The organism is Micrococcus sp. 140720015-1 (assembly GCF_053627595.1).
Genome location: NZ_JBSEYC010000002.1, coordinates 335,630 through 362,377, shown reverse-complemented (window position 1 = coordinate 362,377; position 26,748 = coordinate 335,630). Strand labels below are relative to the sequence as shown.

Here is a 26,748-nt window from a genome sequence, read left to right as displayed (position 1 = left end):
AGGTCTGAGCCGGCGACTCAACCTCTATTCGATCACGTCACTCGATAGTTCCGAGCCACTCGTGCGAACGGTGACGGGGTCGCTCGCGGTATGAGCGGGCACCGGCCACCTGGCTCCATCCGTCCTGCGACTTTCGGGACGCCATCGCCGGACCATGCCGCGGCCGGGAGGTCGCCGTCCTGATGCTGGCTGGTTCGGGCTCACGGATCTGCGTCTCTGGTGGTGTGCCGTCCGTGGTCCCGGGAGCACATCCGGTCGACTGCGACGACGGCATGAGCCGATGCCGCGACCCCTTCGGACGCACGGCGACGACGGGGCGCCATGTCCGACTGCTACCGGCGCGCCCGCCCACGACGTCCATGTTCGACGCAGAACGCCCCACCGGGTGGACGTCGGAGCTGAGCCCACCGTTCCGCTCCGTCCTCACGGGCATCGCCGTCAGTGCGGTCACGCCGGGGCGGGAAACGCGAGCTGGCAGGGCATCCCGGGTTCGGGGACGGTTGGACTGATGTGCACTGCCCGCCCCGGCAGGGGCTCGACCTCGGTCAGCCGGGGCCAGACGAGCCGGTGCTCGGCGTTCGTCCCGGCCGGCACAAAGAAGCGGTGGGGCAGGTGCAGCAGCAGCCGGCCCGTCGCCAGCTCGCGGCCGCCGAACATCGCCAACCGCAGCCCGGCGGCGGCCGGACGGCCGAGCCAGTCGTGCACGTCCTCCTCGACCGTGCGGTAGGTGTCCCCGACGCGCAGGCCGGACCACGCGTTCCAGCCCGTGATCACTGCCGTGCCGCCGGCGGACGCGAGCTCGCGCAGGCGGGCCAGGACGGCCTCCCCGGCTCCCTCGGCGTCCGGGGTCAGCACCGGCAACCCGGACCGTGCGGCCGTCGCGGCCTCCCCGGTGCCGTCCAGCACGGCCACCGGCCGGCCGCTGCGCATCGCCACCTCGACGACGGCGGCCAGCGTCTCCGCGCGACCGCCCGCGGCCTCGACGATCCATGCCGTGCATCCCTCCGCGCCGGTCGGCCACCGCCAGGGACGGTGCCGGCCGTGGGCCGCGTCGTCGAGCAGGGCCAGGGCCGTGGCCTCCGCCCGGCGACCACGGTCCGGCACCCAGCGCTCCGGCAGGGCGGGGGTGACCACGGGCGGAGGTGTCGGCCAGTCACCCGCCGCGTACTTCTCCACCAGGACCGAGACGACGGCCTCCCAGGGGGCGACGGCCGGGGCGGCCGCGGCCTCGCCCAGCCGCCGCCACACGGGCGTGCCGCCGTCGACCGTCCACTGGGATGCGCGGAACGAGACCGGCGGGCGCCCCGACGTCGAGAGGATCGCGGAGCCGGGGCGACGCGGGTCGAGCCGGGCCGCGGCGGCCGTGCCCACCAGGTCCCACGACTCCTGCTCCGTCGCGGTGCGCAGGGCGATCGTGCTGCCCAGGTTCGAGCGCAGGTCCGAGCCCACCGCACCCGTGGCCCGCTGCGTGGCCAGGATGAGGTGGAAGCCGAGGGAACGGCCCGTGGCGGCCAGACGCTGCAGGACGGCGGCCGCGTCCGGGTGGTCGTCCACGAGCACGCGCAGTTCGTCGATCGCCACGACGAGCCGAGGCAGCGCCGCGTCCGGATGGCGGCGGCGGAAGCCGGGATAGTCGCTGACCCCGGCCTCCGCGAAGAGGGCCTCGCGGCGATGCAGCTCCGCCCGGATGGCGCTCAACGCCCGCAACGAGGCGGCTCCCACGTGGTTGGTCTCCAGGCTCATCGTGTGGGGGAGCGCACCCAGCGGACCGAACGACGCGCCGCCCTTGAAGTCCAGCAGCAGGAACGCGACCTCGGCCGGCGGGTGGTGCGCCGCGGCCCCCAGCAGGAGGGACAGCAGGAGATCCGACTTCCCGGATCCCGTGGTGCCCGCGATGAGCAGGTGCGGCCCGTCGGCGGCCAGGTCCATCTCGACGACGCCCGTCTCGTCGCCGCCCCGGGCGAGGGTCACGGTGAGCCCGTCGACGGCATCACGGGTGCCCACCTGCCCCGGTGGTGTGAGCGTGCCGTCACCGTCGTCGGTGGGCAGCAGGCCGAGGTCCACGACGTCGTCGGCCAGCTCGGTCAGCCAGGCGACCAGGGTGCCGGCGGCGAGGCCGTCGGCGGCCACGTCCTCGAAGCGCTGCTGTTCGGCGGGGACCATGACGGTGCGCCCGCGCAGGTCGAGGACGGCATCCCCCGGCGCCGTCGGCGGCCCGGTGAAGTCGTATCGCGTCCAGGGCAGATCCGTCCGGGCCGTGGGCGTCGTCCCCGCGTCGTCGCCGATGGCGGCCCGCCACGTTCGCCACGCCGGATCCAGTGCCGCGTCCTCAGGGGCCGTCACCAGCACGTGCGGGCCGGACCCACCCGACCACCAGGTGCGACGGACGCCGCCGGCCTCCACCATGAACGCGCCGTCGGCGGCCACCGCGTGCCGCAGGAGCTGGAACACCGCCCACCGGCAGGCCCCGGCCACATCGCGCGGCGGCCCGACCACGACGACGCGCGACTCCGGCGGTGACGTCGTCATCACGGTGCGCCGCGACGTGACGGCCTCCACCCATGCCTCGTCCGGGTCGTCCCGCGACAGGGACAGCGCCCCGACGCCGGATCCCCACGACACCGCCACGGCCTCGTCGGCCCCCGACGTCAGCCCGAAGCGGTCCGTCGCGCCGGAGCGCACGGCGCGGGCCACCGCACCGGGGCTCAACGCCGCCCGGGCCCGCCGGCGGACGACCGCGTCCGCGCGGGCGGCGAGCAGGCGCGCATGCCGCAGCCGGGTGCGGCGCTGCATCGCCAGCATGACCAGCGCCACCGTCACGGACAGCACGCCGAACAGCAGGAACATCGGGTTGCCCATCATCAGGACCAGGGCGACCCCGAGCACCAGCGGGCCCAGGGCCACCACCAGCGGGATCACGACGGACTGCCGGGCCGGTGGGGATCCGAGGTCGACGGCGGGCGGCTCCGGCGTGATCGGCCGCGGCAGGGCGGACCCGGGGCCGCGGACCAGACCCAGGGCGGTCCGGCCCACAGGGAGCGGGCTTCGGCCGTCCCACAGGCGTCCGGTGGCCCGAGGGCCGTCGTGGACGTGCAGCCCGGTGGGTGCGAGCCGCAGACGCATCGGCCGCGACGGGGCAGAGGGGTCGTCCAGCAGCAGCCGCGCCCCACCGCGTCCCACGCTCAACCCGCCCTCCCCCAGAGGGACGAGGCGGCCGGCGTCGGGCCCGTGCTCGGTGACGACTGCGAGCTCCGGCCCCCGGGCCGGTGCACTCCCGACCCGTTCCGCGTACGTCACGCTGCGCGGCCCGGCAGCGCAGCGGCGCAGCGACCGGGCGGGAAAGCGTTCCCGCACCGCCCGGTCCTGCTCGTCTGCGTCGGCGGGGAAGTGCTCCACCCGCCATGTCTCGGGAGCGGCCCCGCCCAGGATCCGCACGCTCCAGGCCATCCCCGCCCCTCCCTCCTGAGACCGGCGACCGGCCCGTCCGGTCGCCTGGGGACGACCCTGCCACGGCCGGAGGCTGGTTCGGGCGTCCTGTGGACAACTCTCCGTCGAACGGGTCCGCCGCCACGTTGTCCACAGTCATGGTGTCCTGGACCACACGCGTCGACGGAACGGGGTATCTTCCTGATCGAGACGTGTGCGGCGCTGGGGATGGCGCCGAATTCGGCACAGGAGGGACACATGGATGCGGTGCGCATTCTCGAGGACGAGATCCGGGAGGTCGTCCGGCGGCAGGGCATCGACCCGCAGCGTGAGCACGCCCGGGTCCTGACGCTCATCCAGGACGCGGCCGCGGACTACGAGTCCCGCGCGATGGTCAGCTCGCTGCCGGACCTGGAGGATCCCGTGGCGGCGCGGCAGGACCTGTTCGACCGCATCGCGGGCCTCGGGCCGCTCCAGCGGCTCATGGACGATCCGTCCGTGGAGGAGATCTGGCTGAACGCGCCGGACGCCGTCTACTGCGCGCGGTCCGGCCGCTCCGAGCTGACGGGCATCGTCCTGACCGAGGAGGAGGTCCAGGACCTCGTCGAGGTCATGCTGAAGTCCTCGGGCCGGCGCCTGGACCTGTCGATGCCGTTCGTCGACGCGGCCCTGCCGGACGGCTCGCGCCTGCACGTGGCCATTCCCGACATCACCCGGCGCCACTGGGCCGTGAACATCCGGAAGTTCATCGCCCGGGCTCGCCGGCTGGACGACCTCGTCCGGGGTGGTTCCCTCACTCCGACGGCGGCCCGCTTCCTGGACGCGGCCGTGGACGGGGGCATGAACATCCTCGTCAGCGGGGCCACCCAGGCGGGCAAGACCACCCTGCTCAACTGCCTGGCCTCGGCCATCGGCCCGCGGGAGCGGGTGATCACCGTGGAGGAGATCTTCGAGCTGCAGATCCCGGTGCGCGACGTCGTCGGGCTGCAGTGCCGCCAGCCGAACTTGGAGGGCCACGGTGAGATCCCGCTGCGCCGCCTCGTCAAGGAGGCGCTGCGGATGCGCCCGGACCGCCTGATCGTCGGCGAGGTGCGCGAGGCCGAGGCACTGGACATGCTCGTTGCGCTGAACTCCGGCCTGGCCGGCATGTGCACGATCCACGCGAACTCGGCCGTGGACGCGCTCACGAAGCTCTGCACGCTGCCGCTGCTGGCAGGGGAGAACATCTCCCGGGACTTCGTCGTCCCGACGGTCGCCACGTGCATCGACGTCGTCGTGCACTGCGAGCGCGACCGTCAAGGCCGCCGGCGGGTGCGGGAGATCCTCACCGTCGGCTCACGGGTGGAGGGCGGGGTCATCGAGACGTCGGCGCTCTTCCAGCGCGACGCCGAGGGCGACCTGCGCCTCAACGAGGGTGCGAACCTGGAGTTCGAGGCGCTCGCCCGTCGCGGCGTGGACGTCCACGAACTGGTGGGGCTGCGCTGATGGCCGCGCTGCTGGGGCTCGCGCTCGGCTGCGGCCTGTTCCTGCTGTGGTGGTCCCTCTGGTCCCCTCCGATGGAGAAGCCCGAAGCCGCCCGCACCGACTCGCGCCTGCGGGTGCTGATCGCCCAGTCCGGCATCCAGCGCCTCAGCCCGGCCGGCGTCGTGTCCGCCATGGCCGTCGGCGGTCTCGTGGTCGGGCTGCTCGTCCTGTCGCTGACCGGCACGTGGACCATCGCCGCGTGCTTCGCCGTCTTCGGCGCGGCCGTGCCCTGGCTGCTGCTGTCCTGGCAGGCCCGTCGGCGGTCCACGGCACTGCGCGAGCTGTGGCCGGACGCGATCGACCACGCCCGGTCGGCCATCCGCGCGGGCCTGACCCTCCCGGAGGCGCTCATCCAGCTCGGGGAGACCGGGCCGGAGGGGCTGCGCGAGCCGTTCCAGCAGTTCGCCCGGGACTACCGGGCCGGAGCCCGCTTCGTGGACGCTCTGGACCGGCTCAAGGCCCGGATGGCCGACCCCGTCGCGGACCGCCTGGTGGTCTCGCTGCGCCTGACCCGCGAGGTCGGCGGCGCCGACATCGGCCGTCTGCTGCAGACCCTCTCCGATTTCCTCCGGCAGGACGCCCGCATCCGCGCCGAGCTCGAGGCCCGGCAGTCGTGGACCGTGAACGCGGCCCGGTTGGCGGTGTGCGCCCCGTGGCTCGTGCTCCTGCTGCTGGGGACCCAGCCCGCCGCGGTCGCGGCCTACCGGTCCGCCGCCGGCGGGGCCGTGCTCCTCGCGGGCATGGTGGCCTCCGTCGTCTGCTACCGCGTCATGCTCCGCATCGGCGCGCTGCCCCGGGAGAAGCGGGTGTTCGCATGACGTCCGCGCTGATCTGGGCCGCGCTCTTGGGCCTCACCCTCGGGGCGGGACTGCTCCTCATCCTGGTCACCCAGCCGGTGGGCTGGCGCCCCAGCCTCGAGCAGCGGGTCGAACCGCAGCTGCGCCACCACATCCCGGCCTCCCGCCTCCTCGAGGAGGAACGTGCCGGCGCCTCACCCTGGGGGGCGTGGGGACGCATCCTCGATCCCGTGGTGCAGGCCGGGGTCGGCTGGGTCCAGCGCATCTCCCCGGGCGGGGTCGCGCTCGACCGCAAGCTGGCCGCCGCGGGACTCGCGGTCACGGCGGCGGACTTCCGTGCCCAGCAGGTCCTGAGTGCGGCCGCGGGGGCCGCCGTGGCGGCCGTCCTCGCGCTCAGCCTCACCGTCACGGGCCGCGTGCCGGTGATCACGGGGGTCGCCCTGGTGATCGCCGGCGGCATGGCCGGGTTCCTGCTCCGTGAGCAGCTGCTCTCCCTGCGGGTGCGACGGCGGCGCGAGGCCATCCTCTCCGAGTTCCCGTCCGTGGCCGAGCTGTTCGCGCTCTCGGTGGGCGCGGGGGAGAGCGCCGCTGGAGCGCTCGAGCGCATCGCGGGGACGGCGCGCGGGGAGCTGGCCGGCGAGTTCCGCATCACGCTCGCCGACATGCGTGCCGGGGCGTCGCTGTCCGCGGCGCTCAAGGCCATGGGCCGGCGCGTACAGCTGGCCCCCGTCGAACGGTTCATCGGCGGCGTGCTCATCGCGCTCGACCGCGGCACGCCCCTCGCCGACGTCCTGCGCGCGCAGGCCCAGGACGTGCGTGAGATGGGTCGCCGCGAGCTCATGGAGGCCGCCGGCCGGAAGGAGATCCAGATGATGGTCCCCCTCGTGTTCGGCATCCTCCCGCTCACGGTGATCTTCGCCGTCTTCCCCGGCATCTCCCTGATGCGCCTGGGGTTCTGAAGACCCACAACTGAATAGTCCATCCGTCCACCCACCATCACCATCCACCTCGGCCGCACGGGCGGCCGGCCACCCGAGGAGGGGACCATGCTTCACCACCACGCCATCACCGTCCTGGCCGCCCTGCGCGCCCTTATCCACGACGACGTCCGCGACGAGCGCGGCGACGTCCCCGGCTGGGTGATGATCACCCTCATGTCCGCCGTGCTCGTGGCCGGCCTGCTGGCCCTGGCCCTGCCGGCGCTCCAGGGGCTGTTCGACCAGGCCATCTCCCAGGTGTCCCAGGGCGGCTGAGCATGCCCCGGGGTGCTGCCCACGACGCGCCGGCGCCCCGTGGCGGCCACACGGGCGTCCGCTGGCGGGACGACCGGGGCGCCGCGGTGGCCGAGTCCACCATGGTGATGACCCTGGTCGTCCTGCTCTTCGCGGCGCTCCTCCAGGCCGGCGTCGTGATCCATACACGCAACGTGATGATCGACGCCGCCTCCGCCGGCGCCCGGTACGGGGCGCTCGCGGATCGGAGCCCCAAGGACGGCGTCCAACGGGCCCGGGAGCTGCTCTCCACCGGTGTGCCCGGCCAGTCCGGGGCCGACATCGCTGCCGAGCTCACCAGCCAGGACGGAGTCCCGGTCCTGCGCGTCACGGTCTCGAGCTCGCTGCCCGGCCTGGGGTTCCTGCCGGGCCCGATCCCCGTGGAGGTGAGCGGCCATGCGTTCCGTCAATGACGTCCGCGACGAGCGGGGAGCGGCCACGGTCGAATTCCTGGGCCTCACCCTCGTCCTGCTGATCCCCGTGGTGTACCTGATGATCTATGTCTCCCAGGTCCAGGCCGCGGCGTTCGCCTCGGTCGCCGCCGCCGACCAGGCCGTCAAGGCCGTGGTCGCCGACGCTGATCACCCCAGCGCAGGCGCCGCCCACGCCACCGTCGAGCTCACGCTGGCCGACTACGGCGTGGGCGCCGGCCGGTACGACCTGACCGTCGGCTGCGATCAGGGCGGCTGTGGCACGCTCGAACCGGGCGAGGTCGTCGCCGTGCGGGTGGACGTGGCGGTGCCCGTCCCTCTCACGCCGGCAGCGTGGTCGCTGACCCCCGTGACGGTGGGTTCCGACGCCCGCCAGACGGTGCCGAGGTTCTGATGCGTCGCCCCCGCACCGCTCGCCTGGGTCGCGATGACGGGCAGACCACCGTCCTCACCGTCGGCCTGTGCGCCGTGCTCGTGGCCCTCATGCTGGTCATGCTCGCGGTCACCACCGTGCAGTTGCAGCACCGTCGTCTGCAGTCGCTCGCGGACTCGGCCGCCGTCGCCGGGGCAGAGGAGCTCGGCTTCCGGCTGGGGGAGGACCCGGGCGTCGTGCTCTCCGACGGCGACGTCGCCGCCTCCGCCAGCGCACACCTCGCAGCCGTCGGCGCCCGTGAGGCCGTGCCCGGGCTCGGCGCGATGAACGCCCGCGTGGCCGACGACGGCACCACCGTCGTCGTCACCCTCGACGCCCGGGCCGATCTGTTCGCCATGACCGGCCCGTTCGCGGGAACACTGCCCCTGTCGGTCCCCCTGGAGGCGACGGGCAGCAGTCGCACTAGCCTGGCCCGGTGATCCGCTTCCTCCACGGCATCGGTGGCCGACCCACCCACTTCGAGCCCCTTGCCGACGCGCTCGGCGCTGCGGCCGACCTCGCGGTCTCGCCCGCCCTGCCCGGCCACCCGGGCACGGACGCCGGTGGTCAGGATCGCCCCCGGTCCGCACGGCCGGCGACCGATGCGGACCCCGTCCTCGACGCGGCCCGCACCTGGGCGGCACAGGCCGGCCCTGTGCCGGGGCTGCTGATCGGCCACAGCACGGGCGGGGTCATCGCGCTGCGCGCCGTCGCCGACGGGCTGGCGCGGCCCCGCGCCCTCGTGGTCATCGACTCGAACGTCCCGGTGACGGACACCGCCCTGGCCGCCCGGGCGGCCAAGGCCCGCCTCGCCGCCCGCCCGGACTGGCGGAGCGTGCTCCGCGCCTCGCTAGCGCGCGACCTCCTCGCCCCGGAGCCGTGGCGCGAGCGGATTCTGGCCGACCTGGACGCCACGCCGGACCATCCGATGCGCGAGCTTTGGGCCGCCGTCCTCGCCGCGGACACCCGTGCCCTCTGGGCCGGCATCACCGTCCCGACCTTGTACGTGCGCAGCACCCGGGACGTCCACCAGCGGGACCTGGACGCGGTCACCGCGCACACCACCGTCGTCGACGTCGGCCCGGGCCACTGGCCGCACGTCGCGGAGCCCGAGGCCGTCGCCGCGGCGATCCGCCGCTGGCACACGACCGGCGTCCACCCCACGCGGTAGGCTGGCCGAATCATGGCTGACACTGACTTCTCCGCGGAGATCGACTCCCTGCGCCACACCCTGGCCTCCATCGAGCAGGTCTCGGACCTCGACCGCATCAAGGCGGACATCGCCGAACTGGAGCAGCAGGCCTCCGCACCGGACCTCTGGGACGACCCGGAGGAGGCCCAGAAGGTCACCTCCAAGCTCTCCCACCGTCAGACGGACCTCAAGCGCATCACCTCCCTGGAGAGCCGCATCGAGGACCTGGAGACCATGGTCGAGCTCGCCGCGGAGGAGGACGAGCCCTCCCTCCTGGAGGACGCCAACCAGGAGCTGACCTCCATCCGCAAGGCCCTGGAGGAGCTCGAGGTCGTCACGCTGCTCAGCGGCGAATACGACCAGCGCGACGCCGTCGTGACCATCCGCGCGGGCGCCGGCGGCGTGGACGCGGCCGACTTCGCCGAGACCCTCATGCGCATGTACCTGCGCTGGGCCGAGCAGCGCGGCTGGTCCACCAAGGTCATGGACACCTCCTACGCGGAGGAGGCCGGCCTGAAGTCCGTCACCTTCGAGGTCAACGCGCCCTTCGCGTTCGGCACCCTCTCCGTGGAGGCCGGCACGCACCGCCTCGTGCGCATCAGCCCCTTCGACAACCAGGGCCGCCGCCAGACGTCCTTCGCGGCGGTCGAGGTGGTGCCGCTGATCGAGTCGGACGACTCCATCGAGATCCCCGAGTCCGACATCAAGGTGGACGTGTTCCGCTCCTCGGGCCCCGGCGGCCAGTCCGTGAACACCACGGACTCCGCCGTCCGCATGACGCACCTGCCCACCGGCATCGTCGTGTCCATGCAGAACGAGAAGTCGCAGATCCAGAACCGTGCCGCCGCCCTGCGTGTGCTCCAGTCCCGCCTGCTGCTGCTGCGCAAGGCCGAGGAGGACGCGAAGAAGAAGGAGATGGCCGGCGACGTCAAGGCGTCCTGGGGCGACCAGATGCGCTCCTACGTCCTGAACCCGTACCAGATGGTCAAGGACCTGCGCACGGGCCACGAGGAGGGCAACCCCTCCGCCGTGTTCGATGGCCACATCGACGATTTCGTGGACGCCGGGATCCGCTGGCGCGCCGAGCAGGTCAAGGCCGCCCAGGAGGACTGAGCCCCGCGGCGCGGCCCCGCCGCCTGGGCCACCACGACGCCGGCCCGCCCCTCCGCAGCGAGGCGCGGGGCGGCGTCGTCGTTCAAGCCCCCGCAGGGGCCTCGGGCCTGGCCCGGCAGACCGGCCCGGTGGGATGCTCGAAGCACCGGGGCGGTGCGCCCCCGCGCGTCGGCCCGGCACCCGACTCCATCCCCACCCAGGAGGTCGACCAGCATGACCATGCGCGCCGCCCGTTGGCACGGCAAGAAGGACATCCGCATCGAGGAGATCGACTCACCCACGGCCGGTCCGGGGCAGGTCCTCGTGGACGTCGCGTGGTGCGGCATCTGCGGCACGGACCTGCACGAGTACCTCGAGGGCCCGATCTTCATCCCGCCGGCCGGGCACCCGCACCCGATCTCCGGCGACGCCGCCCCCGTCACGCTCGGCCACGAGATGTCCGGCACCGTCGCCGCCCTGGGCGAGGGCGTCACGGACCTCGAGGTCGGCCAGAAGGTCGTCGTGGAGCCGTACATCGTGCGCGAGGAGGACCGGGACCGACCGGACTACAACCTCGCGCCGGACATGAACTTCATCGGCCTGGGCGGCGACGGCGGCGGACTGGCCGAGCAGATCGCGGTGCAGCGCCGCTGGGTCCACCCCGTGGCCGACTCCGTGCCCCTCGACCAGGCCGCGCTCATCGAGCCGCTCTCCGTGGCCCACCACGCGTGGGTGCGGGCCGGCTCTCCGACGTCGGGCGTGGCGCTGATCGGCGGCGCCGGCCCCATCGGCGCGCTCACCGCGGCCGTGCTCAAGGGCAAGGGCCTGACGGTGTACGTCTCCGAGCTCTCCGAGCTGCGCCGCCGGAAGGTGCTCGAGGCCGGCGTGGTGGACGAGGCCTTCGACCCGCGCGAGGTGGACGTGCCCGCCAAGATCCGCGAACTGCACGACGGCCAGGGCGCGGACGTGGGCTTCGAGTGCACCTCGGTGGACGTGGTGCTGGACATGCTGCTGGACGCGGTGCGCCCCGGCGGCGTGATCGTCAACGAGTCCATCTGGGGCCACGAGCCCGCCGTGGCCCTGCACAAGCTGGTGATGAAGGAGATCGACCTGCGCGGCACCATCGCGTACGCGAACGACCACGCGGACACCATCCGCATGGTCGAGGACGGCGCCGTGGACCTCACGCCGTTCATCACCGGGAAGATCGGCCTCGACGACCTGGTCGACCAGGGCTTCGAGACCCTCATCCACCACAACGAGACGGCCGTGAAGATCCTCGTCTCGCCGACCGGCCAGGGTCTCTGAGGCGCCGGCCCGATCCCCGGACGTCCCGACGACGGCCCGCGCCCGCAGCCGGCGGGTGCGGGCCGTCGTGGTCCCTACCCCGCGGCGCGTCGTCATGGATGTGTCGCCGCCTGGCGCGCCTGTGACCGGGGTCATAGACTGCATTTGAGTGAATCGTGATGAACCGAGTTGAACGTCCCAGGAGGACCGCATGACCGCCGAGCTGCCCCAGCCTCAGCCCACCGACGCCGTGATCGTGGGCGGTGCCCGCACGCCCTTCACCCGGCTGCTCTCGCAGCAGGCCGACCTGCGCGCCGTGGACCTAGGCGCCCACGCGATCACGCATGCGCTCGAGCGCGCCGGCGTGGCCCCCGAGGACGTGGACATGGTCTACATGGGCCAGGTCGTGCAGGCCGGCGCGGGGCAGAACCCGGCCCGCCAGTCCGCGCTCGCCGCGGGCATCCCGTGGAACGTCCCGGCCATGACGATCAACAAGGTGTGCCTGTCCGGCCTCACCGCCGTGATCGACGCCGCCCGTCTCATCCGCCTCGGCGAGGCGGACGTGGTGGTGGCCGGCGGTCAGGAGTCCATGACCAACGCCCCGCACCTGCTGCCCGGCGCGCGCAAGGGCTTCAAGTACGGCCCGGCCACGATGCTCGACGCCGTCGCGTGGGACGGCCTCACCGACTCCCTGAGCCACGAGACCATGGGCGAGCTGACCGAGTCCGGCAACGGCGAGCGGAACATCGCCCGCGCCGAGCAGGACGAGGTCGCCGCGGCCTCGCACCAGCGGGCCGCCCGGGCCCAGTCCGAGGGCGTCTTCGAAGGCGAGATCGCCCCGGTGGAGGTGCCGCAGCGCAAGGGCGACCCGCTGGTCGTCTCCCAGGACGAAGGGGTTCGCCCGGACACGACCGCCGAGTCGCTGGGCTCCCTGCGCCCGGCGTTCGCGAAGGACGGCACGATCACGGCCGGCAACTCCTCGCCCCTGTCCGACGGCGCCGCCGCCCTCGTGGTGACCTCGCGTGCCTTCGCCGAGGAGAAGGGCCTGACGGTCCTCGCCACGGTGGGCGCACCCGGCCAGACCGCCGGCCCGGACAGCTCGCAGCTGCACTCGCAGCCCTCCGACGCGATCAACGCCGCCGTGCGGAAGCAGGGCTGGGACGTGGCCGACCTCGACTTCATCGAGATCAACGAGGCATTCGGCGCGGTGGCCGTGCAGTCCCTGCGCGACCTCGGCTACCCGCACGAGAAGACCAACATCCACGGCGGCGCCATCGCCCTGGGCCACCCGATCGGCGCCTCCGGGGCCCGGCTGGCCCTGCACGCCGCCCTCGAGCTCGACCGGCGCGACGGGGGCCGCGCGGCCGTCTCGCTCTGCGGCGGCGGCGGCCAGGGCGAGGCCCTGATCCTCTTCCGCTGACGGACCGCCCCTGACAGAAAGGACCCCGGACATGGCTCTCGACAAGACCGTGGCCACGCCCGCCGAGGCGGTGGCGGACGTGCCGGACGGCGCGTCCCTGGCCGTCGGCGGCTTCGGACTCTCCGGCAACCCCGTGCAGCTCATCGAGGCCCTGCTCGAGCAGGGCGCCACGGACCTGTCCGTCGTCTCCAACAACTGCGGCGTGGACGACTGGGGCCTGGGCGTCCTGCTCGGCGCGCGCCGGCTGCGGAAGATGACCTCCTCCTATGTGGGGGAGAACAAGGAGTTCGCCCGCCAGTACCTCGAGGGCGAGCTCGAGGTGGAGCTCGTCCCGCAGGGCACCCTCGCGGAGAAGCTCCGCGCCGGCGGCGCCGGCATCCCGGCGTTCTACACCCGCTCCGGCGTCGGCACCCAGGTGGCCGAAGGCGGCCTGCCCATGCGCTACGACGCGGACGGCACCGTGGTGAAGTCCTCGCAGGCCAAGCCCACGGACACGTTCGTGCTCGGCGAGGGCTACCTCAGCCAGGCCCCGGACCAGCCCGAGACCTATGTGCTCGAACGCTCCATCGTCACCGACTTCTCCCTCGTGCACGCGTGGAAGGGCGACCGCCACGGCAACCTCGTGTTCCGCAAGGCCACCCGCCAGTTCGGCCCGCCCGCGGCCATGGCCGGCCGGGTGTGCATCGCCCAGGTGGAGGAGCTCGTCGAGCCCGGCGAGATCGACCCGGATGACGTGCACCTGCCCGGCGTCTTCGTGCACCGGATCGTGGAGGTCGGCACGGACATCGAGAAGCGGATCGAGAAGCGCACCGTGCGCGCATCGGGGGAGGAGCAGGCATGAGCGAGCAGACCACCGGGCGCCCCCAGGGCCTGAGCCGCGACCAGATGGCGGCCCGCGCCGCGCAGGAGCTGCCGGACGGCGCCTACGTCAACCTCGGCATCGGCATGCCCACGCTGATCCCCAACCACATCCCCGCCGGGCGGTCCGTGGTGCTGCAGTCCGAGAACGGCATCCTCGGCACCGGCCCATACCCCACGGAGGACGCCGTGGACCCGGACCTGATCAACGCGGGCAAGGAGACCGTCACCGTGAACCCGGGGGCGTCCTTCTTCGACTCCGCGCTGAGCTTCGGCATGATCCGCGGCGGCAAGATCGACGTCGCCGTCCTGGGCGGCATGGAGGTCTCCGCCGCGGGCGACCTGGCCAACTGGATGGTGCCCGGCAAGATGGTCAAGGGCATGGGCGGCGCGATGGACCTCGTCCACGGCGCCGGCCGCGTGATCGTCATGATGGACCACGTGTCCAAGGACGGGACCCCCAAGATCGTCGACCAGTGCACCCTGCCGCTGACCGGCCGCGCCGTCGTCGACCGCATCATCACGGACCTGGCCGTCATCGACGTCGTCGGCACCCCGGAACAGCCCCGCCTGGCGCTCCTGGAGACCGCGCCCGGCGTCACCGAGGAGCAGGTCCGCGCGCTCACCGGCGCACCGCTGGACTGAGCCGACGACGCCGCCCCGCGGCCCCGGCGCATCGCCTCGGCGGGCATCGGACCGGCACGGGATAGACTGGACGGCCGCGCCCTGATCGGGGCGCGGCCGTCGCCGTGGACGCTGGAAGGACGTGAGGCCATGGGCAAGAACAGCAAGGGCAAGGCCGCCAAGCAGCCGGCCCCCGGCGAGCGCCAGGTGATCGCCAACAACAAGAAGGCGCGCCACGACTACACCATCCTCGACACGTACGAGGCCGGCATGGTGCTCACCGGCACCGAGGTGAAGTCGCTGCGCGAGGGCAAGGCCTCGCTCGTGGACGGCTTCGCGGTCTTCTACCGGGACGAGCTGTGGCTCGAGCAGGTGTACATCCCGGAGTACCTCAACGGCTCGTGGACCAACCACGCCGCCCGCCGGCGTCGCAAGCTGCTGCTGCACCGCGCCGAGCTGACGAAGATCTCCCGGCAGATCCAGGATCCGGGCCTGACCATCGTGCCGCTGTCCCTGTACTTCCTGAACGGGCGCGTGAAGGTGGAGATCGGCGTCGCACGGGGCAACCGCGAGTACGACAAGCGGCACAAGCTGCGCGAGCAGCAGGACAACCGCGAGGCCCAGCGGGCCATGCGGATGCGCAACAGGCGCGCCGGCGTGGCCTGAGCGCGGCGGCCCCTTGGGAATGCGCGGGGGGCGTGCTACGTTGTATCTCTCGCAGGCCCGGTTTCAGGACCGGCGGGCTCCGCGCCCTCCGCCTGCAGTGGTGATTGACAACCTCATAGAGGAGTCGCCCCCCTGGGGCCGATCGGTTTCGACGGTGTGTGTCGCGTCGGGAGAAGCGGGCCGAGGATGCAGAGTCATCTCGTCAAACGCTCTCTGCAAACCAATAAGTGCCGAATCCAAGCGCACTGACTTCGCTCTCGCTGCCTGATCAGTGATCGAGTCCGTCACCCCGAGGTCGCTGTCGCCTCGGATCGTGGCGTCAGCTAGATAGCCACTGGGCGTCACCCTCGCCGGGGGTCGTGACGCCGACATCAATCCGGCTGGGTCCGGGTTGGCCGCCCGTCTGCGGGACGGCCAGGACCGAGCAACACCCACAGCAGACTGCGCCCGGAGAAGACCTGGCAACACCTCATCGGACGCGGGTTCAATTCCCGCCGGCTCCACTCACCACCACGGGAAGGCCCCGGAATCGTCACGATTCCGGGGCCTTCCTCGTGTCCGCGCCCGGTTTGCGGCGGCCCGTGCCCGGGCCGCAGAATGGCCGTCAGACGAGAGGGGACGGGGATGCACCTCGATGTATGGGCGGCGATGACGGGCGCCGAGGCCGGCCGGAACCCGTCCGGCGGCCCTCCCCAGGCGTCGCCGGAGCAATCTGCGCGCCTGATCGTGCGCGCGATGCGTCGGAGCGAGCGCGAGCGGGCCTTCGGGACGGGCGACGTCGACGAGGCGGCCCAGGCACTGGCGCACGAGCGGCGGCGCACCGGCCTGTCCCGGGAGCAGCGGCGGCACGAGTTGGACGAAGCCCGCGCCGCGGGCATCGGCACGGGTGCCGTTGCGGGGGCGGCCCAAGGGGTCGGCCGGCTCGCACTGGCGATGATGTACGTCTGTCTGTTCGGAGCCCTGGGCGGGATCCTCGTCGTCGTCGGCCTGGACGCGATCACGGGGACGGACCTGATGGACGCGGCGGTGAGGTCCGTCCCGGGGCTTCCCCAGCAGCTGCCTTTGATGGTGGTCGTCTACCCGTTCGTGTGCGCCGCGCTCCACGATGCCGCCCAGACGGTGCGCCGGTACGCGCTGCGGCGCCGCTACTTCGCCTGGGCCTGCGACCGTGAGGGCCAGATCGCGAGGGGGACGTCAGCGCTGCCGGCCCCCGAGCTCCGCGGGGCGGCCATCGCGGCCCTGCCCGCCAGAGTCCTGGCCCCCACCTCGGTGGTCCTCGGCCTGGCCATCGGCGGGGTCATCGCCCTGCAGGGGGACGTGGGCGACGGCCTGATCACGTTTCTCGCCTTCGCTGCGGGCGCCCTGATCCTCTCCGTGGTCGCCGGCCTGCAGCGGTGGCGACTGCGCCGCATCATGCTCCTCCACGACGCCCTCGCGGGGCGGGCGAGACGGGCCTAGCGGGCGCGACCGCCCGCCCCTCCTCAGCCGGCCAGGACCGCGTGCAGGCCCAGGCCGGCGCCCCAGCCGACGACGACGGCCACCAGCCCGAGCCCCAGCTGCGCGGCCCACAGGCGGGCGGCCGCGCCCCATCGACGGGCGAGCACGGCGTCGGCGGCCTCAGCGGCCACCGTGGACCATGTCCCCAGGGCGAGGCAGAACCCGGACACCACGGCGGACACCGCCGCGACGAGCATGAGCCCCTGCCCGTCGCCCCCGCCCCCGGACGTGTGCACCAGCTCCGGCACGGCCAGGCCGACGGTGACGCCGAGGAGCAGGGCCGCCGTCGTGTTGGCGGTGAGCAGACCCCGGGGGCCGAGCCGGTCGGTCAGGCGCCGACGCGCCAGGGCGCCGAGCGCCCCGCCCGCCGCGAGGCAGGCCAGGAGGGCCACCTGGAAGAGCGCGAAGACCTCGTATCCCGCGTCGCTCATGCGTCCTCCTCCGAACGATCCGTCCCGACCACGCGCGACCCCGGGGCGCCCCCGGCGCGCAGGCCGAGCACGGCCGCCGCCGTCGAGAGTGCAGCCATCAGCGCGAGCACCAGCAGCACCGACGTCGCCGCGGCGAGGACGCCACCCGCCCCGGACGCCGCGGCGCCCAGCCGCACCGGCCACAGCATCAGGGCGACGGCGCTGGAGATGGTGGTGAACGCACCGAGGAAGCCGGTTCCCAGCCCCGCCACCAGGCGTGGACGCCAGTCCGGCCCGCGGCGTCGCGAGGCCGCCCACAGCAGGCCGAGCAGGAACGAGCCGAGCACGTTCACCACGAACAGCGGCAGGGCCTGGACCAGCACGTCGACCGCCCCGAACGCGGCGCCGAACGTGCCGCGGAAGTTGGGCGCCCCGGCCAGCGCGCTCACCGCGTTCATCACCCCCGCACCGCACAGCACGCCCGCGGCACCGCCGAGGGCCACCGCACCCGCAGTGCCGGGCCGACGATCTGTCCCGAGCCGGTCCCTGGGGTCGGCCGTCGGCTTCCCCCGCGCGGCCATCAGGCGCCGTTCTCGTTCTCGTCACCCGCGCGCAGGCGGGCGAGGACGTCGTCGTGGAGCAGGCCGTTCGTGGCCAGCGCGTGCCCGCCGAATGGGCCGTCCTCGCCGTCCAGCGAGGTGAAGCGGCCGCCGGCCTCGCGCACGATCGGCACCAGCGCGGCCATGTCATGCAGCTCGAGCTCGGGCTCGGCCGCGATGTCCACGGCGCCCTCGGCCACGAGCATGTAGGACCAGAAGTCGCCGAAGCCGCGCACGCGCCACACGTCCGAGGTGAGCTGCAGGAACGCGCGGATCGAACCGCGTTCGCGCCAGCCCTCGATCGAGGAGAAGGACAGCGACGCGTCCTCGACCCGATCCACGCCGGACACGGTGATCCGCTGAGCACGCGTGAGCGAGGTGCCCGCGAAGGCGCCCTGGCCGGCCGCGGCCCACCAGCGACGGTGCAGGGCGGGGGCGGAGACGACGCCGACGACGGGCTCGCCGTCGATCAGCAGCGCGATGAGGGTGGCCCACACGGGCACGCCACGCACGAAGTTCTTGGTGCCGTCGATGGGGTCGACCACCCACTGCCGAGCGGAGCGGCTCAGAGATCCGCCGAACTCCTCACCCACGATGCCGTCGCGCGCCCGGGCACGGGACAGGGTCGAGCGGATGGACTCCTCCGCGGCGCGGTCCGCATCCGTGACAGGGGTGAGATCCGGCTTGGTGCTGACCTCGAGGTCCTGGGCCTTGAACCGGGACATCGTGATCGAGTCCACGTTGTCCGCCAGCATGTGGGCCAGCCGCAGGTCCTCGGTGAGGTCGCGGCCGCGGGTCGCAGAGTTCTCAGGTCGCTCCATGCCGCCCACGCTATACCGCGCGGGCCGCCTCAGTCCTCGGACGACGCCGCATCCTCCGCCGCCGAGGGGGCCAGCCGGTTGCCGAGCAGACGCCGCAGCGAGGCCAGGCGTGCCGCTCCCGAGGGGCCGGCGTGGCCCGCGGCCACCCATGCGTCCAGGCCGCAGCCGGGGGAGTCGGCGGTGTGGGTGCAGCCGCGCGGGCAGTCCGCCAGTCCGCCGGCGAGGTCGTCGAACGCCTCCACCACGCGGTCCGGCTCGACCCAGCCCAGCCCGAAGGACCGGATGCCGGGGGTGTCCACCACCCAGGTGTCCGGCAGGGGGGCTCCGTCGTCGCCCGTCAGCGGCAGCGCGAGCGCGGATGAGGAGGTGTGCCGGCCCCGGCCGGTGACGGCGTTGACGTGGCCGGTGGCCCGTTCCGCGCCGGTGAGCGCGTTCAGGAGCGTGGACTTGCCGACGCCGGAGGGCCCCACGAACGCGCTGGTGTGCCCGATCAGCCGATCGGCCACCCGGGCCACGAGCGAGGCGTCCAGGGCGGTGTCCCCGGTCTCGGCCTCGAAGGTCGCCGCACCGGAGGTCATCACCTCCAGGTCCAGCGCCTCGTAGTGCGCCACCAGCGCGTCCGGATCACGCAGGTCGGTCTTCGTGATGAGGAGCACCGGGTGGATGCCGGCGTCGTAGCAGGCGACGAGGGCGCGGTCGATGAAGCCGGTCCGGGGTTCCGGATTGGCCGCGGCCACCATGATCACCAGCAGGTCGGCGTTGGCCACCACCACCCGCTCGACCTCGTCCGAGTCGTCCGCCGACCGGCGCAGGACGGTGCCCCGCTCCTCGACACGGACGATGCGCGCGAGCGTGCCCTCGTCCCCGGAGAGGTCCCCGACGACGGCCACCCGGTCGCCCGTGGCGATCGGCGTGCGGCGCAGCTCACGGGCGCGCATCGCCGTGATCCGCTCGTCCAGGCGATCGGGCAGCACCACGGCGTACCGGCCCCGGTCCACCGTGGTCACCATGCCGATCTCGGCGTCCTCGTGCTTGGGCCGCTCCTTGGTGCGCGGGCGGGTGCCGCGCTTGGACGGGCGCACCCGGACATCGGACTCGTCCCACGCCGAGGGATCGAGGCGCCGGGCCATCAGCGGGCCTCCTCGGCCGCGTCGCCGGGTGCCACGAGCGCGGTCCACAGTGCGGGGAAGTCCGGCATCGTCTTCGCGGTGGTCGCCACGTCCACGATGCCGGTCCCCGGCACGCGCAGGCCGACGACGGCGGCGAAGGTCGCCATCCGGTGGTCGTGGTAGGTCTCGAGGGCGGCGGGCGACAGCGGCCCCGACGCGTCCGTGCCCGGGAAGCCGAGCGCCGTCTCTCCCTCGTCCACGGTGATCCCCAGGCGGGCGGCCTCGGCGGTGAGCGCGGCGAGCCGGTCCGTCTCATGACCTCGCAGATGGCCGATCCCCGTCAGGCGGGTGGGCCCGGAGGCCAGCAGGGCGAGCGCGGCCGCGGTGGGGGCGAGCTCGGCCGTGTCCGCGATCTCACCGGCGCCGGTGATGCGGGGCGTGCCGTCGTTGTGGACCGCCCCGGTCACCGTGAGCCGGCCGCGGGAGCGGTCCGTGCGGTCGACCGTGAGGGCCACGCTCGCCCCGAACTGCGGCAGGATCCGCCGCCAGCGGTCGCCGATCTGCGTCGTGCGGGTCGGCCAGTCCGGCACCGTCACGGAGCCGCCCGTGGCCACGGCGGCCGCCAGGAAGGGGCCCGCGTTGGACAGGTCCGGCTCGACGGCCGCCTCGTGTGCCGGGACGCGCCCCGGGGCCACGGTCCACGCCCCGGGACCCGTCTCGGCGACGTCCACCTCGAGCGCGCGCAGCACCCCGACGGTCATCGCGACGTGCTCCGGACTCGGCACGGTCTCCCCGGCGTGCCGCAGCCGGAGACCGTGCGGCATCCCCGCGGCCGCCAGCAGCGCGGCGGACAGGAACTGGGAGGAGCCGGAGGCGTCGACCGCGACCTCCGGCACGTCGCCGTCGGGGGCCACCGTGGCCGCGTCCGCGCGGGTCGTCATCGTGAAGGGCAGGCGACCGGGCTCGCCCTCCTCGACGACGGCCACCCCGAGCTGGCGCAGCGCGTCCAGGACCGGGGCCATCGGGCGCAGGCGCGCGCCGGCGTCGCCGTCGAAGCGGACCCGGCCGGGCCGCAGTGCGGCGACGAACGGGACGAAGCGCATGACCGTCCCCGCCAGTCCGCAGTCCACGGCGACATCCCCGGCCAGCGGCTCGCCGACCGGCATCGGATGCACCCGCAGTCCGCCGTCGGACAGGGGCTCGAACCGGGCTCCGAGCGCGGTGAGCGCCGTGCGCATCAATGCCGTGTCCCGCGACTCGAGGACGCCGTGCAGGACGCACGGACCGTCGGCGAGCGCGGCGAGCACGAGATGCCGGTTCGTCAGCGACTTCGATCCCGGCAGCCGCATCTCTCCGCGCACCGGGCCGCGCGCCACGGGCGCGGGCCAGATCTCGGCGGCGTCGGGACGGGGGGCGGGGGAGTGCGCGGCGGCACGCGTGGGGCGGGTCACCGGACCAGCCTATCCGGCGTCTGTCGGCCGAGGTCGGCCTGTCTCGGGGGAATACCTGGAACGGTCCTGGCGCTCCACTGGAGGACCCCGTACCCGTGTCGGCGCACCGGTCCCGCTCGCCGCGGACCGCAGCCGGAGAGGAGCCCCGCATGAGCGCCGCCCTGCTGACGCATCCCTCCCGGACCGTAGACTGGCCCGCGATGAGCACTGACAACAGCCGGCCGGAATTCGCCCGGCCCGAGGACGCCCCCGAGCATGACCGCGCCGACATCGACGTCGCCGCCGAGTCCGAACAGCAGCGCCGTGCCCGGTTCGAGCGTGACGCCCTGGAGTTCGTGGACCAGTTGTACTCCGCTGCGCTGCGCATGACGCGCAACCCGCAGGACGCCGAGGACCTGGTCCAGGAGGCGTACACGAAGGCGTACTCCTCGTTCCACCAGTACCGGCCCGGCACCAACCTCAAGGCCTGGCTCTACCGGATCCTCACGAACACGTACATCAACCTCTACCGCAAGCGGCAGCGCCAGCCCCTCGAGGCGGACAACCCGGAGGTGGAGGACTGGCAGATGGCCCGGGCCGCCGAGCACACCTCCGGTGGCCTGCGCTCCGCCGAGACGGAGGCCCTCGACCGGCTCCCCGACTCCCAGGTGAAGGACGCCCTGCAGGCGATCCCGGAGGAGTTCCGGCTCGCCGTGTACTTCGCGGACGTGGAGGGCTTCGCCTACAAGGAGATCGCCGAGATCCTCGACGTGCCGATCGGCACCGTCATGTCGCGGCTGCACCGCGGCCGCAAGCAGCTGCGCGAGCGCCTCGCGGACTACGCGGCCGCGCGCGGCATCAAGGCCCAGCCGAAGAAGAAGACCGGGCGCGGCGGCACGAAGCAGACCGAGACGAGCACGAAGGAGGCCACGCGATGACCGCGGACCAGCACGGCCATGAGTGCCGCGACGCCCAGGACGCCTCCCTGGAGCGGCTGTACCAGTACCTGGACGGCGCCCTGACGCCCGAGGACATCGAGCAGGTGCGCGCCCATGTGGCGGAGTGTCCGGACTGCCGGCACCAGAAGGAGCTCGAGGAGCTCATCCGCTCGGCGGTGCGTCGGTGCTGTCAGGAGAAGGCGCCCGCGCAGCTGCGGGCCACCATCATGACCCGCATCACCCAGATCTCGACGACGACCGTCACCTGGGGCTGACACCGCGACATGCGGACCCGTGGGCGCCCGATCGGGCGCCCCGACGATGACGAAGGGCCGTCCCCTGAGGGGACGGCCCTTCGTGGTCTGCGGTCGCCGGGTGTCACCCGGCCGGTCCGCGACGCCGATCAGCGGATCAGGCGTTGGGACGCTTGCCGTGGTTGGCGCCGCCCTTGCGGCGGTCGCGACGCTTGCGTGCACGCTTGCTCATGACGTCTCCCTTCAACGAGTCGGTCGGTGGTCCATTCTGTCACATCAGGCCGTGGGCTCAGGCAGACCGAGCCACTGGTACCAGCCCCGGTGCAGCACGAGCCACGCGATGAGCCCGTGGCCCGCCTGGCCCGGCCGGCCCTGGCCGGAGGCGAGGTCCGCGCGCCACTGCTCGTGTCCCACCAGCGGGGTGAACGTGTCCACGTACACGTGGTTGCGCCGGTCGGCCACATCCAGGTAGGCGGTGTTGAGCTCGGCGAGCCGGGCATTGCGCTGCTCGTCCAGGGTGGGCGTGGGGCCCACCACGAGCACCGGGATGTTCCGCTGCGAGGCGGTGTCCAGGACGTTGGCCAGGTTCAGCCGCGAGCGGGCGGTCGAGGTGGCCTCCAGGTCCAGGTCCGCGTCGGACAGGGCCACGACGAGGCGGTTCTCCGTCTCCTCGGAGAAGCGCCGCGAGGCCTCGCCCCACCAGCGCTCGTTGAGGTCCTCGGTGGTCTCGTGCGGCACGGCCAGCACGTAGTTCTCCAGCTCCACGTCGGGGGCCTGGGTGCGGGCGAGCACGCGGCCCCACCAGCCGATGGCGCGGGCGTCGCCCGCACCGGCCAGCAGCTGGTCGCCGACGGCGGCGATCCGGATCCGGCGGTTGTGCACAGTGTGTCCTTTCGTCGGCCGATCCGGCGCCGCCGCCGCACCGGAGGGTGCGGCGGCGGCGCAGGGTCGGTCCGGGTCAGCGGCCGAAGGCGGCGTCCAGCAGCGTGCTGAGCTCCTGGTCGTGGCGGCCCTTGGTGCCCGCGGAGGTCGCGGCCGAGGCCGGGCGGGACACGAGGGTCACGGGGCCGTCGAGCTGCGGCACGAGGTTCAGTGCCATGAACGGCCACGGGCCCTGGTTCGCGGGCTCGTCCTGCACCCAGGTGACGTCGGCGTCCGGGTAGGCGCGGAGCGCCCTGCGGATCTCGTCGAGCGGCAGCGGGTAGAGCTGCTCCACCCGCACGATCGCGGTGGACGTGTCACCGGACTTCTCGCGGCGGGCGAGCAGGTCGTAGTACAGCCGGCCGGAGACCAGCACCACGCGCGTGACGTCCTTGGCGTCCACCCCGGCATCCGGGATGACCGGCTGGAAGCGGCCCTCGGTGAAGTCCTCCACCGAGTTCGCGGCGGCCTTGAGGCGCAGCAGCTGCTTCGGGGTGAACACGACGAGGGGCCGGCGCGGGCGGGCGTAGGCGTGCTCGCGCAGCAGGTGGAAGTGGTTCGCGCCCGTGGAGGGGTTGACCACGCGCATGTTGTCCTCGGCGCACATCTGCAGGAAGCGCTCGATGCGGGCGGAGGAGTGGTCCGGCCCCTGTCCCTCGTAGCCGTGGGGGAGGAGCAGGACCACGGACGAGGTCTGCGACCACTTCTGATCGGCCGAGGAGATGAACTCGTCGATGATCGTCTGCGCGCCGTTCACGAAGTCGCCGAACTGGGCCTCCCACAGCACGAGGGCGTCGGAGCGCTCCACGGAATAGCCGTACTCGAAGCCGAGGGCGGCGTACTCGGACAGCAGCGAGTTGTAGACCCAGAACTTCGCCTGGTCCTCGGAGAGGTGCTTCAGCGGCGCCCACGTCTCGTCGGTGATCCGGTCGTGGAACACCGAGTGGCGTTGCGTGAAGGTGCCGCGCTGGGAGTCCTGACCCGCCAGGCGGACCGGCACGCCCTCCATGAGCAGCGAGCCGAAGGCCGCCAGCTCGGCGAAGCCCCAGTCGATGCCGCCGTCGACGGCCATCTTGGCGCGGCGCTCGAGCAGGGCGGCGAGCTTCGGGTGGACCGTGAAGCCCTCGGGCACGTCGATGTGCGCCTGCCCGATGGCCCGCAGCGTCTCGGCCGAGATGGCCGTGGACGCCGGCGCCTCCGGGGCGGCGTCCCGGTCCTCGGCCGGGCGGATGCCCTCCCCGCCGGACGCGGGCGCGTCCTCGTGGGTCTCCGCGAAGACCCGCTCCAGCTGCTGCTGGTAGTCCTTCAGGGCGCTGTCCGCCTCCTCCTGCGTGATGTCGCCGCGGCCCACGAGGGACTCGACGTACAGCTTGCGGGTGGAGCGCTTCTGCTCGATGAGGTTGTACATGCGCGGCTGCGTCATCGACGGGTCGTCGCCCTCGTTGTGGCCGCGGCGGCGGTAGCAGACGAGGTCGATGACGACGTCCTTGTTGAACCGCTGGCGGTACTCGAAGGCGAGCTGGGCCACGTGCACCACGGACTCCGGCTCGTCGCCGTTGACGTGGAAGATCGGGGCCTGGATGGTCTTGGCCACGTCGGTGGAGTACACCGCGGAGCGCGCCTGGGTCGGCGGCGTGGTGAAGCCCACCTGGTTGTTCACGATCACGTGGATCGTGCCGCCGGTGCGGTAGCCGGGCAGCTGCGAGAGCTGCAGCACCTCGGTCACGACGCCCTGGCCGGCGAAGGCCGCGTCGCCGTGCACCAGGATCGGCAGCACGGAGAAGGAGTCCGGGCGCTGGCCGCCCAGATCGAGGCGGTCCTGCTTGGCGCGCACGACGCCCTCGAGGACCGGGTCCACGGCCTCCAGGTGCGAGGGGTTGGCGGCGAGGTACACGCGGGTGCTGTTGCCGGCGTCGGACACGAAGGTGCCCTCGGTGCCCATGTGGTACTTCACGTCGCCCGAGCCCGAGGCGCCGCCCGGGGTGGCCCCCTCGAACTCGCGGAAGACCTGGCTGTAGGTCTTGCCGGCGATGTTCGTCAGCACGTTCAGGCGACCGCGGTGCGCCATGCCGATGGCGACCTCGTCCAGCCCGGCGTCGGCGGCGTCGCCGAGGATGCCGTCCAGCAGCGGGATGAGGGACTCGCCGCCCTCGAGGGAGAAGCGCTTCTGGCCGATGTACTTGGTCTGCAGGAACGTCTCGAACGCCTCCGCGGCGTTGAGGCGGCCCAGGATGCGCAGCTGCTCCTCGCGGGTGGGCTTGGCGTACGGCTGCTCGAGCTTCTCCTGGAACCAGGCGCGCTCGGCCGGGTCCTGGATGTGCATGTACTCGACGCCGATGGTGCGGCAGTACGCGTCACGCAGCACGCCGAGGATCTTGCGCAGGGTCAGGCTGCTCGCCCCGCCGAAGCCGCCGGTGGGCCACTCGCGGTCCAGGTCCCACAGGGTGAGCCCGTGCTCGCGGATGTCGAGGTCCGGGTGGTAGGCCATCGAGTACTCGAGCGGGTCCACGTTGGCCAGCAGGTGGCCGCGGTCCCGGTAGGCGTGGATGAGCTGCTGGATGCGGGCGACCTTGCCGACCTGCTCCTCCGGGTTCACCTGCACGTCCTGGGCCCAGCGGACGGGCTCGTAGGGGATGCGCAGGGAGTGGAAGACCTCGTCGTAGAAGCCGTCCTCGCCCAGCAGGAGGCCGTGCACGATCTTCAGGAACTCGCCCGAGCCGGCACCCTGGATCACGCGGTGGTCGTACGTGGAGGTGAGGGTGATCGTCTTGGAGATCGCCAGGTCGTGCAGCGTGGACTCGGCGGCGCCCTGGAAGGCGGCCGGATAGGTCAGCGCGCCGACGCCGATGATGGCGGCCTGGCCCTGGGACAGGCGGGGCACCGAGTGCACGGTGCCGATGCCGCCCGGGTTGGTCAGGGAGACCGTGGTGCCGGCGTAGTCGTCCATCGTCAGCTTGTTCTTGCGGGCGCGCTGGACGAGGTCGTCGTACGCCTTCCAGAAGCCGCGGAAGTCGAGGGTCTCGGCGGCCTTCACATTCGGGACCACGAGCGCGCGGGTGCCGTCCGGGCGGGGCAGGTCGATGGCCAGGCCGAAGTTCACGTGGGCCGGCTCCACCATGGTGGGCTTGCCGTCGCGCTCCTCGTAGGTCACGTTCATCGAGGGCATGGCCGCGAGCGCACGGACCACGGCGTAGCCGATGAGGTGGGTGAAGGAGACCTTGCCGCCGCGGGTGCGGGCCAGGTGGCTGTTGATGACCACGCGGTTGTCGATCAGCACCTTGGCCGGCAGGTCGCGCACGGTGGTGGCGGTGGGCATGGACAGGGAGGCGTCCATGTTCGTGGCCACGGCCTTGGCCATGCCCTTGAGGACGGTGGCCTTCTCCTGCTTCTCGTCCGCGGTGGTGGTGGCGGTGTCGGCGGGCTCGGAGGGCACGGCCTGGGCCGCCGGGGTCTTCTTGGCCTTGGGGCCGGTGCTGACCGAGGTCTCCTTGGGCTGTGCACCCCGGGCCGGGGCGGTCGCCGCCTTCGGCTCGGTCACCTTGGCGGAGGCCTTCGGCTCGGCCGTGGTGGCGGCCTTCGGCTCGGCCTTGGCGGTGGCGGGGGCGCTGGCCTCGAGACGGGCGAAGATCTGTGCCCACTGCCGGTCCACGGAACCGGAGTCCTCGCGGTACTTCCGGTAGATCTCGGCCACGAGCCGTTCGTTCCCCGGGAACTCCTGTGCGAGCCGGTCCGACGTGAGTTCTGGCACTGTGTAACGCCTCTTCCTGAG

General features: G+C 73.1%; 26 protein-coding genes and 1 other RNA gene. 18 read left to right on the top strand and 9 right to left on the bottom strand.

Annotated elements, in window-relative coordinates; translation table 11 throughout:
• Positions 1-447: 447 nt before the first annotated feature.
• On the bottom strand, positions 448-3,447 hold the full coding sequence (locus ACUXPL_RS04955; RefSeq protein WP_454182296.1) for an FtsK/SpoIIIE domain-containing protein: 3,000 nt from the start codon (positions 3,445-3,447) through the stop codon (positions 448-450).
• Positions 3,448-3,684: 237 nt separating this feature from the next.
• Here ACUXPL_RS04955 and ACUXPL_RS04950 point away from each other — a divergent pair, with 237 nt between their 5' ends.
• From ACUXPL_RS04950 to ACUXPL_RS04875, 16 genes are all read left to right on the top strand, one after another.
• Positions 3,685-4,911 carry a CpaF family protein gene (locus ACUXPL_RS04950; RefSeq protein WP_180537210.1) on the top strand — a complete coding sequence of 409 codons (1,227 nt, stop codon included), beginning with the start codon at positions 3,685-3,687 and terminating at the stop codon, positions 4,909-4,911.
• On the top strand, positions 4,911-5,768 hold the full coding sequence (locus ACUXPL_RS04945; protein ID WP_454182294.1) for a type II secretion system F family protein: 858 nt from the start codon (positions 4,911-4,913) through the stop codon (positions 5,766-5,768). The genes ACUXPL_RS04950 and ACUXPL_RS04945 overlap by 1 nt, the downstream gene beginning before the upstream one ends.
• Entirely contained in the window at positions 5,765-6,706 is a 942-nt protein-coding gene (locus tag ACUXPL_RS04940) for a type II secretion system F family protein (RefSeq protein ID WP_180537212.1), read from the top strand. Before ACUXPL_RS04945 ends, ACUXPL_RS04940 begins: the two co-directional genes overlap by 4 nt.
• A gap of 87 nt (positions 6,707-6,793) precedes the next feature.
• Positions 6,794-7,000 carry a hypothetical protein gene (locus tag ACUXPL_RS04935; RefSeq protein WP_180537213.1) on the top strand — a complete coding sequence of 69 codons (207 nt, stop codon included), beginning with the start codon at positions 6,794-6,796 and terminating at the stop codon, positions 6,998-7,000.
• A 2-nt stretch (positions 7,001-7,002) separates the two neighbouring features.
• Positions 7,003-7,431: a TadE/TadG family type IV pilus assembly protein gene (locus ACUXPL_RS04930; protein ID WP_180537214.1), complete on the top strand. Its 429-nt coding sequence runs from the start codon at positions 7,003-7,005 to the stop codon at positions 7,429-7,431.
• Positions 7,415-7,843 carry a hypothetical protein gene (locus ACUXPL_RS04925; protein WP_180537215.1) on the top strand — a complete coding sequence of 143 codons (429 nt, stop codon included), beginning with the start codon at positions 7,415-7,417 and terminating at the stop codon, positions 7,841-7,843. Before ACUXPL_RS04930 ends, ACUXPL_RS04925 begins: the two co-directional genes overlap by 17 nt.
• Positions 7,843-8,301 carry a pilus assembly protein TadG-related protein gene (locus tag ACUXPL_RS04920; protein ID WP_180537216.1) on the top strand — a complete coding sequence of 153 codons (459 nt, stop codon included), beginning with the start codon at positions 7,843-7,845 and terminating at the stop codon, positions 8,299-8,301. Before ACUXPL_RS04925 ends, ACUXPL_RS04920 begins: the two co-directional genes overlap by 1 nt.
• On the top strand, positions 8,298-9,032 hold the full coding sequence (locus ACUXPL_RS04915) for an alpha/beta fold hydrolase (RefSeq protein WP_180537217.1): 735 nt from the start codon (positions 8,298-8,300) through the stop codon (positions 9,030-9,032). The genes ACUXPL_RS04920 and ACUXPL_RS04915 overlap by 4 nt, the downstream gene beginning before the upstream one ends.
• A 12-nt stretch (positions 9,033-9,044) precedes the next feature.
• Positions 9,045-10,166, top strand: coding sequence for a peptide chain release factor 2 (gene prfB / locus ACUXPL_RS04910; RefSeq protein WP_354403123.1), 1,122 nt, complete (start codon positions 9,045-9,047; stop codon positions 10,164-10,166).
• 219 nt (positions 10,167-10,385) lie between these two features.
• Positions 10,386-11,453 carry a 2,3-butanediol dehydrogenase gene (locus ACUXPL_RS04905; protein ID WP_200970092.1) on the top strand — a complete coding sequence of 356 codons (1,068 nt, stop codon included), beginning with the start codon at positions 10,386-10,388 and terminating at the stop codon, positions 11,451-11,453.
• 190 nt (positions 11,454-11,643) lie between these two features.
• Positions 11,644-12,852, top strand: coding sequence for an acetyl-CoA C-acetyltransferase (locus ACUXPL_RS04900; RefSeq protein WP_454182290.1), 1,209 nt, complete (start codon positions 11,644-11,646; stop codon positions 12,850-12,852).
• A gap of 31 nt (positions 12,853-12,883) precedes the next feature.
• Positions 12,884-13,693, top strand: a complete 810-nt coding sequence (locus ACUXPL_RS04895) for a CoA transferase subunit A (RefSeq protein ID WP_454182288.1) — start codon at positions 12,884-12,886, stop codon at positions 13,691-13,693.
• Positions 13,690-14,355, top strand: a complete 666-nt coding sequence (locus tag ACUXPL_RS04890; RefSeq protein WP_454182286.1) for a CoA transferase subunit B — start codon at positions 13,690-13,692, stop codon at positions 14,353-14,355. Before ACUXPL_RS04895 ends, ACUXPL_RS04890 begins: the two co-directional genes overlap by 4 nt.
• Before the next feature lie 129 nt (positions 14,356-14,484).
• Entirely contained in the window at positions 14,485-15,000 is a 516-nt protein-coding gene (gene smpB, locus ACUXPL_RS04885) for an SsrA-binding protein SmpB (protein ID WP_044659238.1), read from the top strand.
• 134 nt (positions 15,001-15,134) lie between these two features.
• Positions 15,135-15,506, top strand: a transfer-messenger RNA (tmRNA) gene (ssrA, locus tag ACUXPL_RS04880).
• Positions 15,507-15,624: 118 nt separating this feature from the next.
• Entirely contained in the window at positions 15,625-16,458 is an 834-nt protein-coding gene (locus ACUXPL_RS04875) for a hypothetical protein (RefSeq protein ID WP_454182284.1), read from the top strand.
• A gap of 23 nt (positions 16,459-16,481) precedes the next feature.
• Here ACUXPL_RS04875 and ACUXPL_RS04870 read toward each other — a convergent pair whose 3' ends face one another.
• The 5 genes from ACUXPL_RS04870 to aroA are packed head-to-tail and all read right to left on the bottom strand — an operon-like array spanning position 16,482 to position 20,887.
• Positions 16,482-16,928, bottom strand: coding sequence for a CrcB family protein (locus ACUXPL_RS04870; protein WP_454182282.1), 447 nt, complete (start codon positions 16,926-16,928; stop codon positions 16,482-16,484).
• Complete coding sequence (locus ACUXPL_RS04865; RefSeq protein WP_454182280.1) at positions 16,925-17,488, bottom strand: FluC/FEX family fluoride channel; 564 nt, start codon at positions 17,486-17,488, stop codon at positions 16,925-16,927. Before ACUXPL_RS04865 ends, ACUXPL_RS04870 begins: the two co-directional genes overlap by 4 nt.
• A complete protein-coding gene (gene hisN, locus ACUXPL_RS04860; protein WP_454182278.1) occupies positions 17,488-18,327 on the bottom strand; it encodes a histidinol-phosphatase in 840 nt (279 codons plus the stop codon). Before hisN ends, ACUXPL_RS04865 begins: the two co-directional genes overlap by 1 nt.
• Before the next feature lie 29 nt (positions 18,328-18,356).
• The gene (rsgA, locus tag ACUXPL_RS04855) at positions 18,357-19,457 is read right to left on the bottom strand and encodes a ribosome small subunit-dependent GTPase A (RefSeq protein WP_454182276.1); all 1,101 of its coding nucleotides are present in this window, start codon (positions 19,455-19,457) and stop codon (positions 18,357-18,359) included.
• Positions 19,457-20,887 carry a 3-phosphoshikimate 1-carboxyvinyltransferase gene (gene aroA / locus ACUXPL_RS04850; RefSeq protein ID WP_180537223.1) on the bottom strand — a complete coding sequence of 477 codons (1,431 nt, stop codon included), beginning with the start codon at positions 20,885-20,887 and terminating at the stop codon, positions 19,457-19,459. Before aroA ends, rsgA begins: the two co-directional genes overlap by 1 nt.
• Before the next feature lie 200 nt (positions 20,888-21,087).
• On the opposite strand from aroA, the gene ACUXPL_RS04845 reads away from it, so the two are divergent.
• A complete protein-coding gene (locus tag ACUXPL_RS04845; RefSeq protein ID WP_036314006.1) occupies positions 21,088-21,804 on the top strand; it encodes a sigma-70 family RNA polymerase sigma factor in 717 nt (238 codons plus the stop codon).
• Positions 21,801-22,079, top strand: coding sequence for a mycothiol system anti-sigma-R factor (gene rsrA, locus ACUXPL_RS04840; protein ID WP_036381745.1), 279 nt, complete (start codon positions 21,801-21,803; stop codon positions 22,077-22,079). Before ACUXPL_RS04845 ends, rsrA begins: the two co-directional genes overlap by 4 nt.
• Positions 22,080-22,215: 136 nt before the next feature.
• Here rsrA and ACUXPL_RS04835 read toward each other — a convergent pair whose 3' ends face one another.
• From ACUXPL_RS04835 to ACUXPL_RS04825, 3 genes are all read right to left on the bottom strand, one after another.
• Positions 22,216-22,290, bottom strand: coding sequence for a 50S ribosomal protein bL37 (locus ACUXPL_RS04835; RefSeq protein WP_369997043.1), 75 nt, complete (start codon positions 22,288-22,290; stop codon positions 22,216-22,218).
• Between the two features lie 44 nt (positions 22,291-22,334).
• Positions 22,335-22,940, bottom strand: coding sequence for a GDSL-type esterase/lipase family protein (locus tag ACUXPL_RS04830; RefSeq protein WP_180537224.1), 606 nt, complete (start codon positions 22,938-22,940; stop codon positions 22,335-22,337).
• Positions 22,941-23,016: 76 nt separating this feature from the next.
• Positions 23,017-26,727 (bottom strand): multifunctional oxoglutarate decarboxylase/oxoglutarate dehydrogenase thiamine pyrophosphate-binding subunit/dihydrolipoyllysine-residue succinyltransferase subunit, encoded by a 3,711-nt coding sequence (locus ACUXPL_RS04825; protein WP_180537225.1) that lies wholly within the window; start codon positions 26,725-26,727, stop codon positions 23,017-23,019.
• Positions 26,728-26,748: the final 21 nt, after the last annotated feature.

Coding starts and splice junctions, on each gene's coding strand:
- rsrA (WP_036381745.1), top strand. CDS start 21,801: ATGACCGCGGACCAGCACGGCCATGAGTGCCGCGACGCCCAGGACGCC.
- ACUXPL_RS04905 (WP_200970092.1), top strand. CDS start 10,386: ATGCGCGCCGCCCGTTGGCACGGCAAGAAGGACATCCGCATCGAGGAG.
- rsgA (WP_454182276.1), bottom strand. CDS start 19,457: ATGGCCCGGCGCCTCGATCCCTCGGCGTGGGACGAGTCCGATGTCCGG.
- ACUXPL_RS04955 (WP_454182296.1), bottom strand. CDS start 3,447: ATGGCCTGGAGCGTGCGGATCCTGGGCGGGGCCGCTCCCGAGACATGG.
- ACUXPL_RS04935 (WP_180537213.1), top strand. CDS start 6,794: ATGCTTCACCACCACGCCATCACCGTCCTGGCCGCCCTGCGCGCCCTT.
- prfB (WP_354403123.1), top strand. CDS start 9,045: ATGGCTGACACTGACTTCTCCGCGGAGATCGACTCCCTGCGCCACACC.
- ACUXPL_RS04895 (WP_454182288.1), top strand. CDS start 12,884: ATGGCTCTCGACAAGACCGTGGCCACGCCCGCCGAGGCGGTGGCGGAC.
- ACUXPL_RS04875 (WP_454182284.1), top strand. CDS start 15,625: ATGCACCTCGATGTATGGGCGGCGATGACGGGCGCCGAGGCCGGCCGG.
- ACUXPL_RS04940 (WP_180537212.1), top strand. CDS start 5,765: ATGACGTCCGCGCTGATCTGGGCCGCGCTCTTGGGCCTCACCCTCGGG.
- ACUXPL_RS04950 (WP_180537210.1), top strand. CDS start 3,685: ATGGATGCGGTGCGCATTCTCGAGGACGAGATCCGGGAGGTCGTCCGG.
- ACUXPL_RS04900 (WP_454182290.1), top strand. CDS start 11,644: ATGACCGCCGAGCTGCCCCAGCCTCAGCCCACCGACGCCGTGATCGTG.
- ACUXPL_RS04930 (WP_180537214.1), top strand. CDS start 7,003: ATGCCCCGGGGTGCTGCCCACGACGCGCCGGCGCCCCGTGGCGGCCAC.
- smpB (WP_044659238.1), top strand. CDS start 14,485: ATGGGCAAGAACAGCAAGGGCAAGGCCGCCAAGCAGCCGGCCCCCGGC.
- ACUXPL_RS04925 (WP_180537215.1), top strand. CDS start 7,415: ATGCGTTCCGTCAATGACGTCCGCGACGAGCGGGGAGCGGCCACGGTC.
- ACUXPL_RS04920 (WP_180537216.1), top strand. CDS start 7,843: ATGCGTCGCCCCCGCACCGCTCGCCTGGGTCGCGATGACGGGCAGACC.
- ACUXPL_RS04890 (WP_454182286.1), top strand. CDS start 13,690: ATGAGCGAGCAGACCACCGGGCGCCCCCAGGGCCTGAGCCGCGACCAG.
- hisN (WP_454182278.1), bottom strand. CDS start 18,327: ATGGAGCGACCTGAGAACTCTGCGACCCGCGGCCGCGACCTCACCGAG.
- ACUXPL_RS04870 (WP_454182282.1), bottom strand. CDS start 16,928: ATGAGCGACGCGGGATACGAGGTCTTCGCGCTCTTCCAGGTGGCCCTC.
- ACUXPL_RS04845 (WP_036314006.1), top strand. CDS start 21,088: ATGAGCACTGACAACAGCCGGCCGGAATTCGCCCGGCCCGAGGACGCC.
- ACUXPL_RS04945 (WP_454182294.1), top strand. CDS start 4,911: ATGGCCGCGCTGCTGGGGCTCGCGCTCGGCTGCGGCCTGTTCCTGCTG.
- ACUXPL_RS04865 (WP_454182280.1), bottom strand. CDS start 17,488: ATGGCCGCGCGGGGGAAGCCGACGGCCGACCCCAGGGACCGGCTCGGG.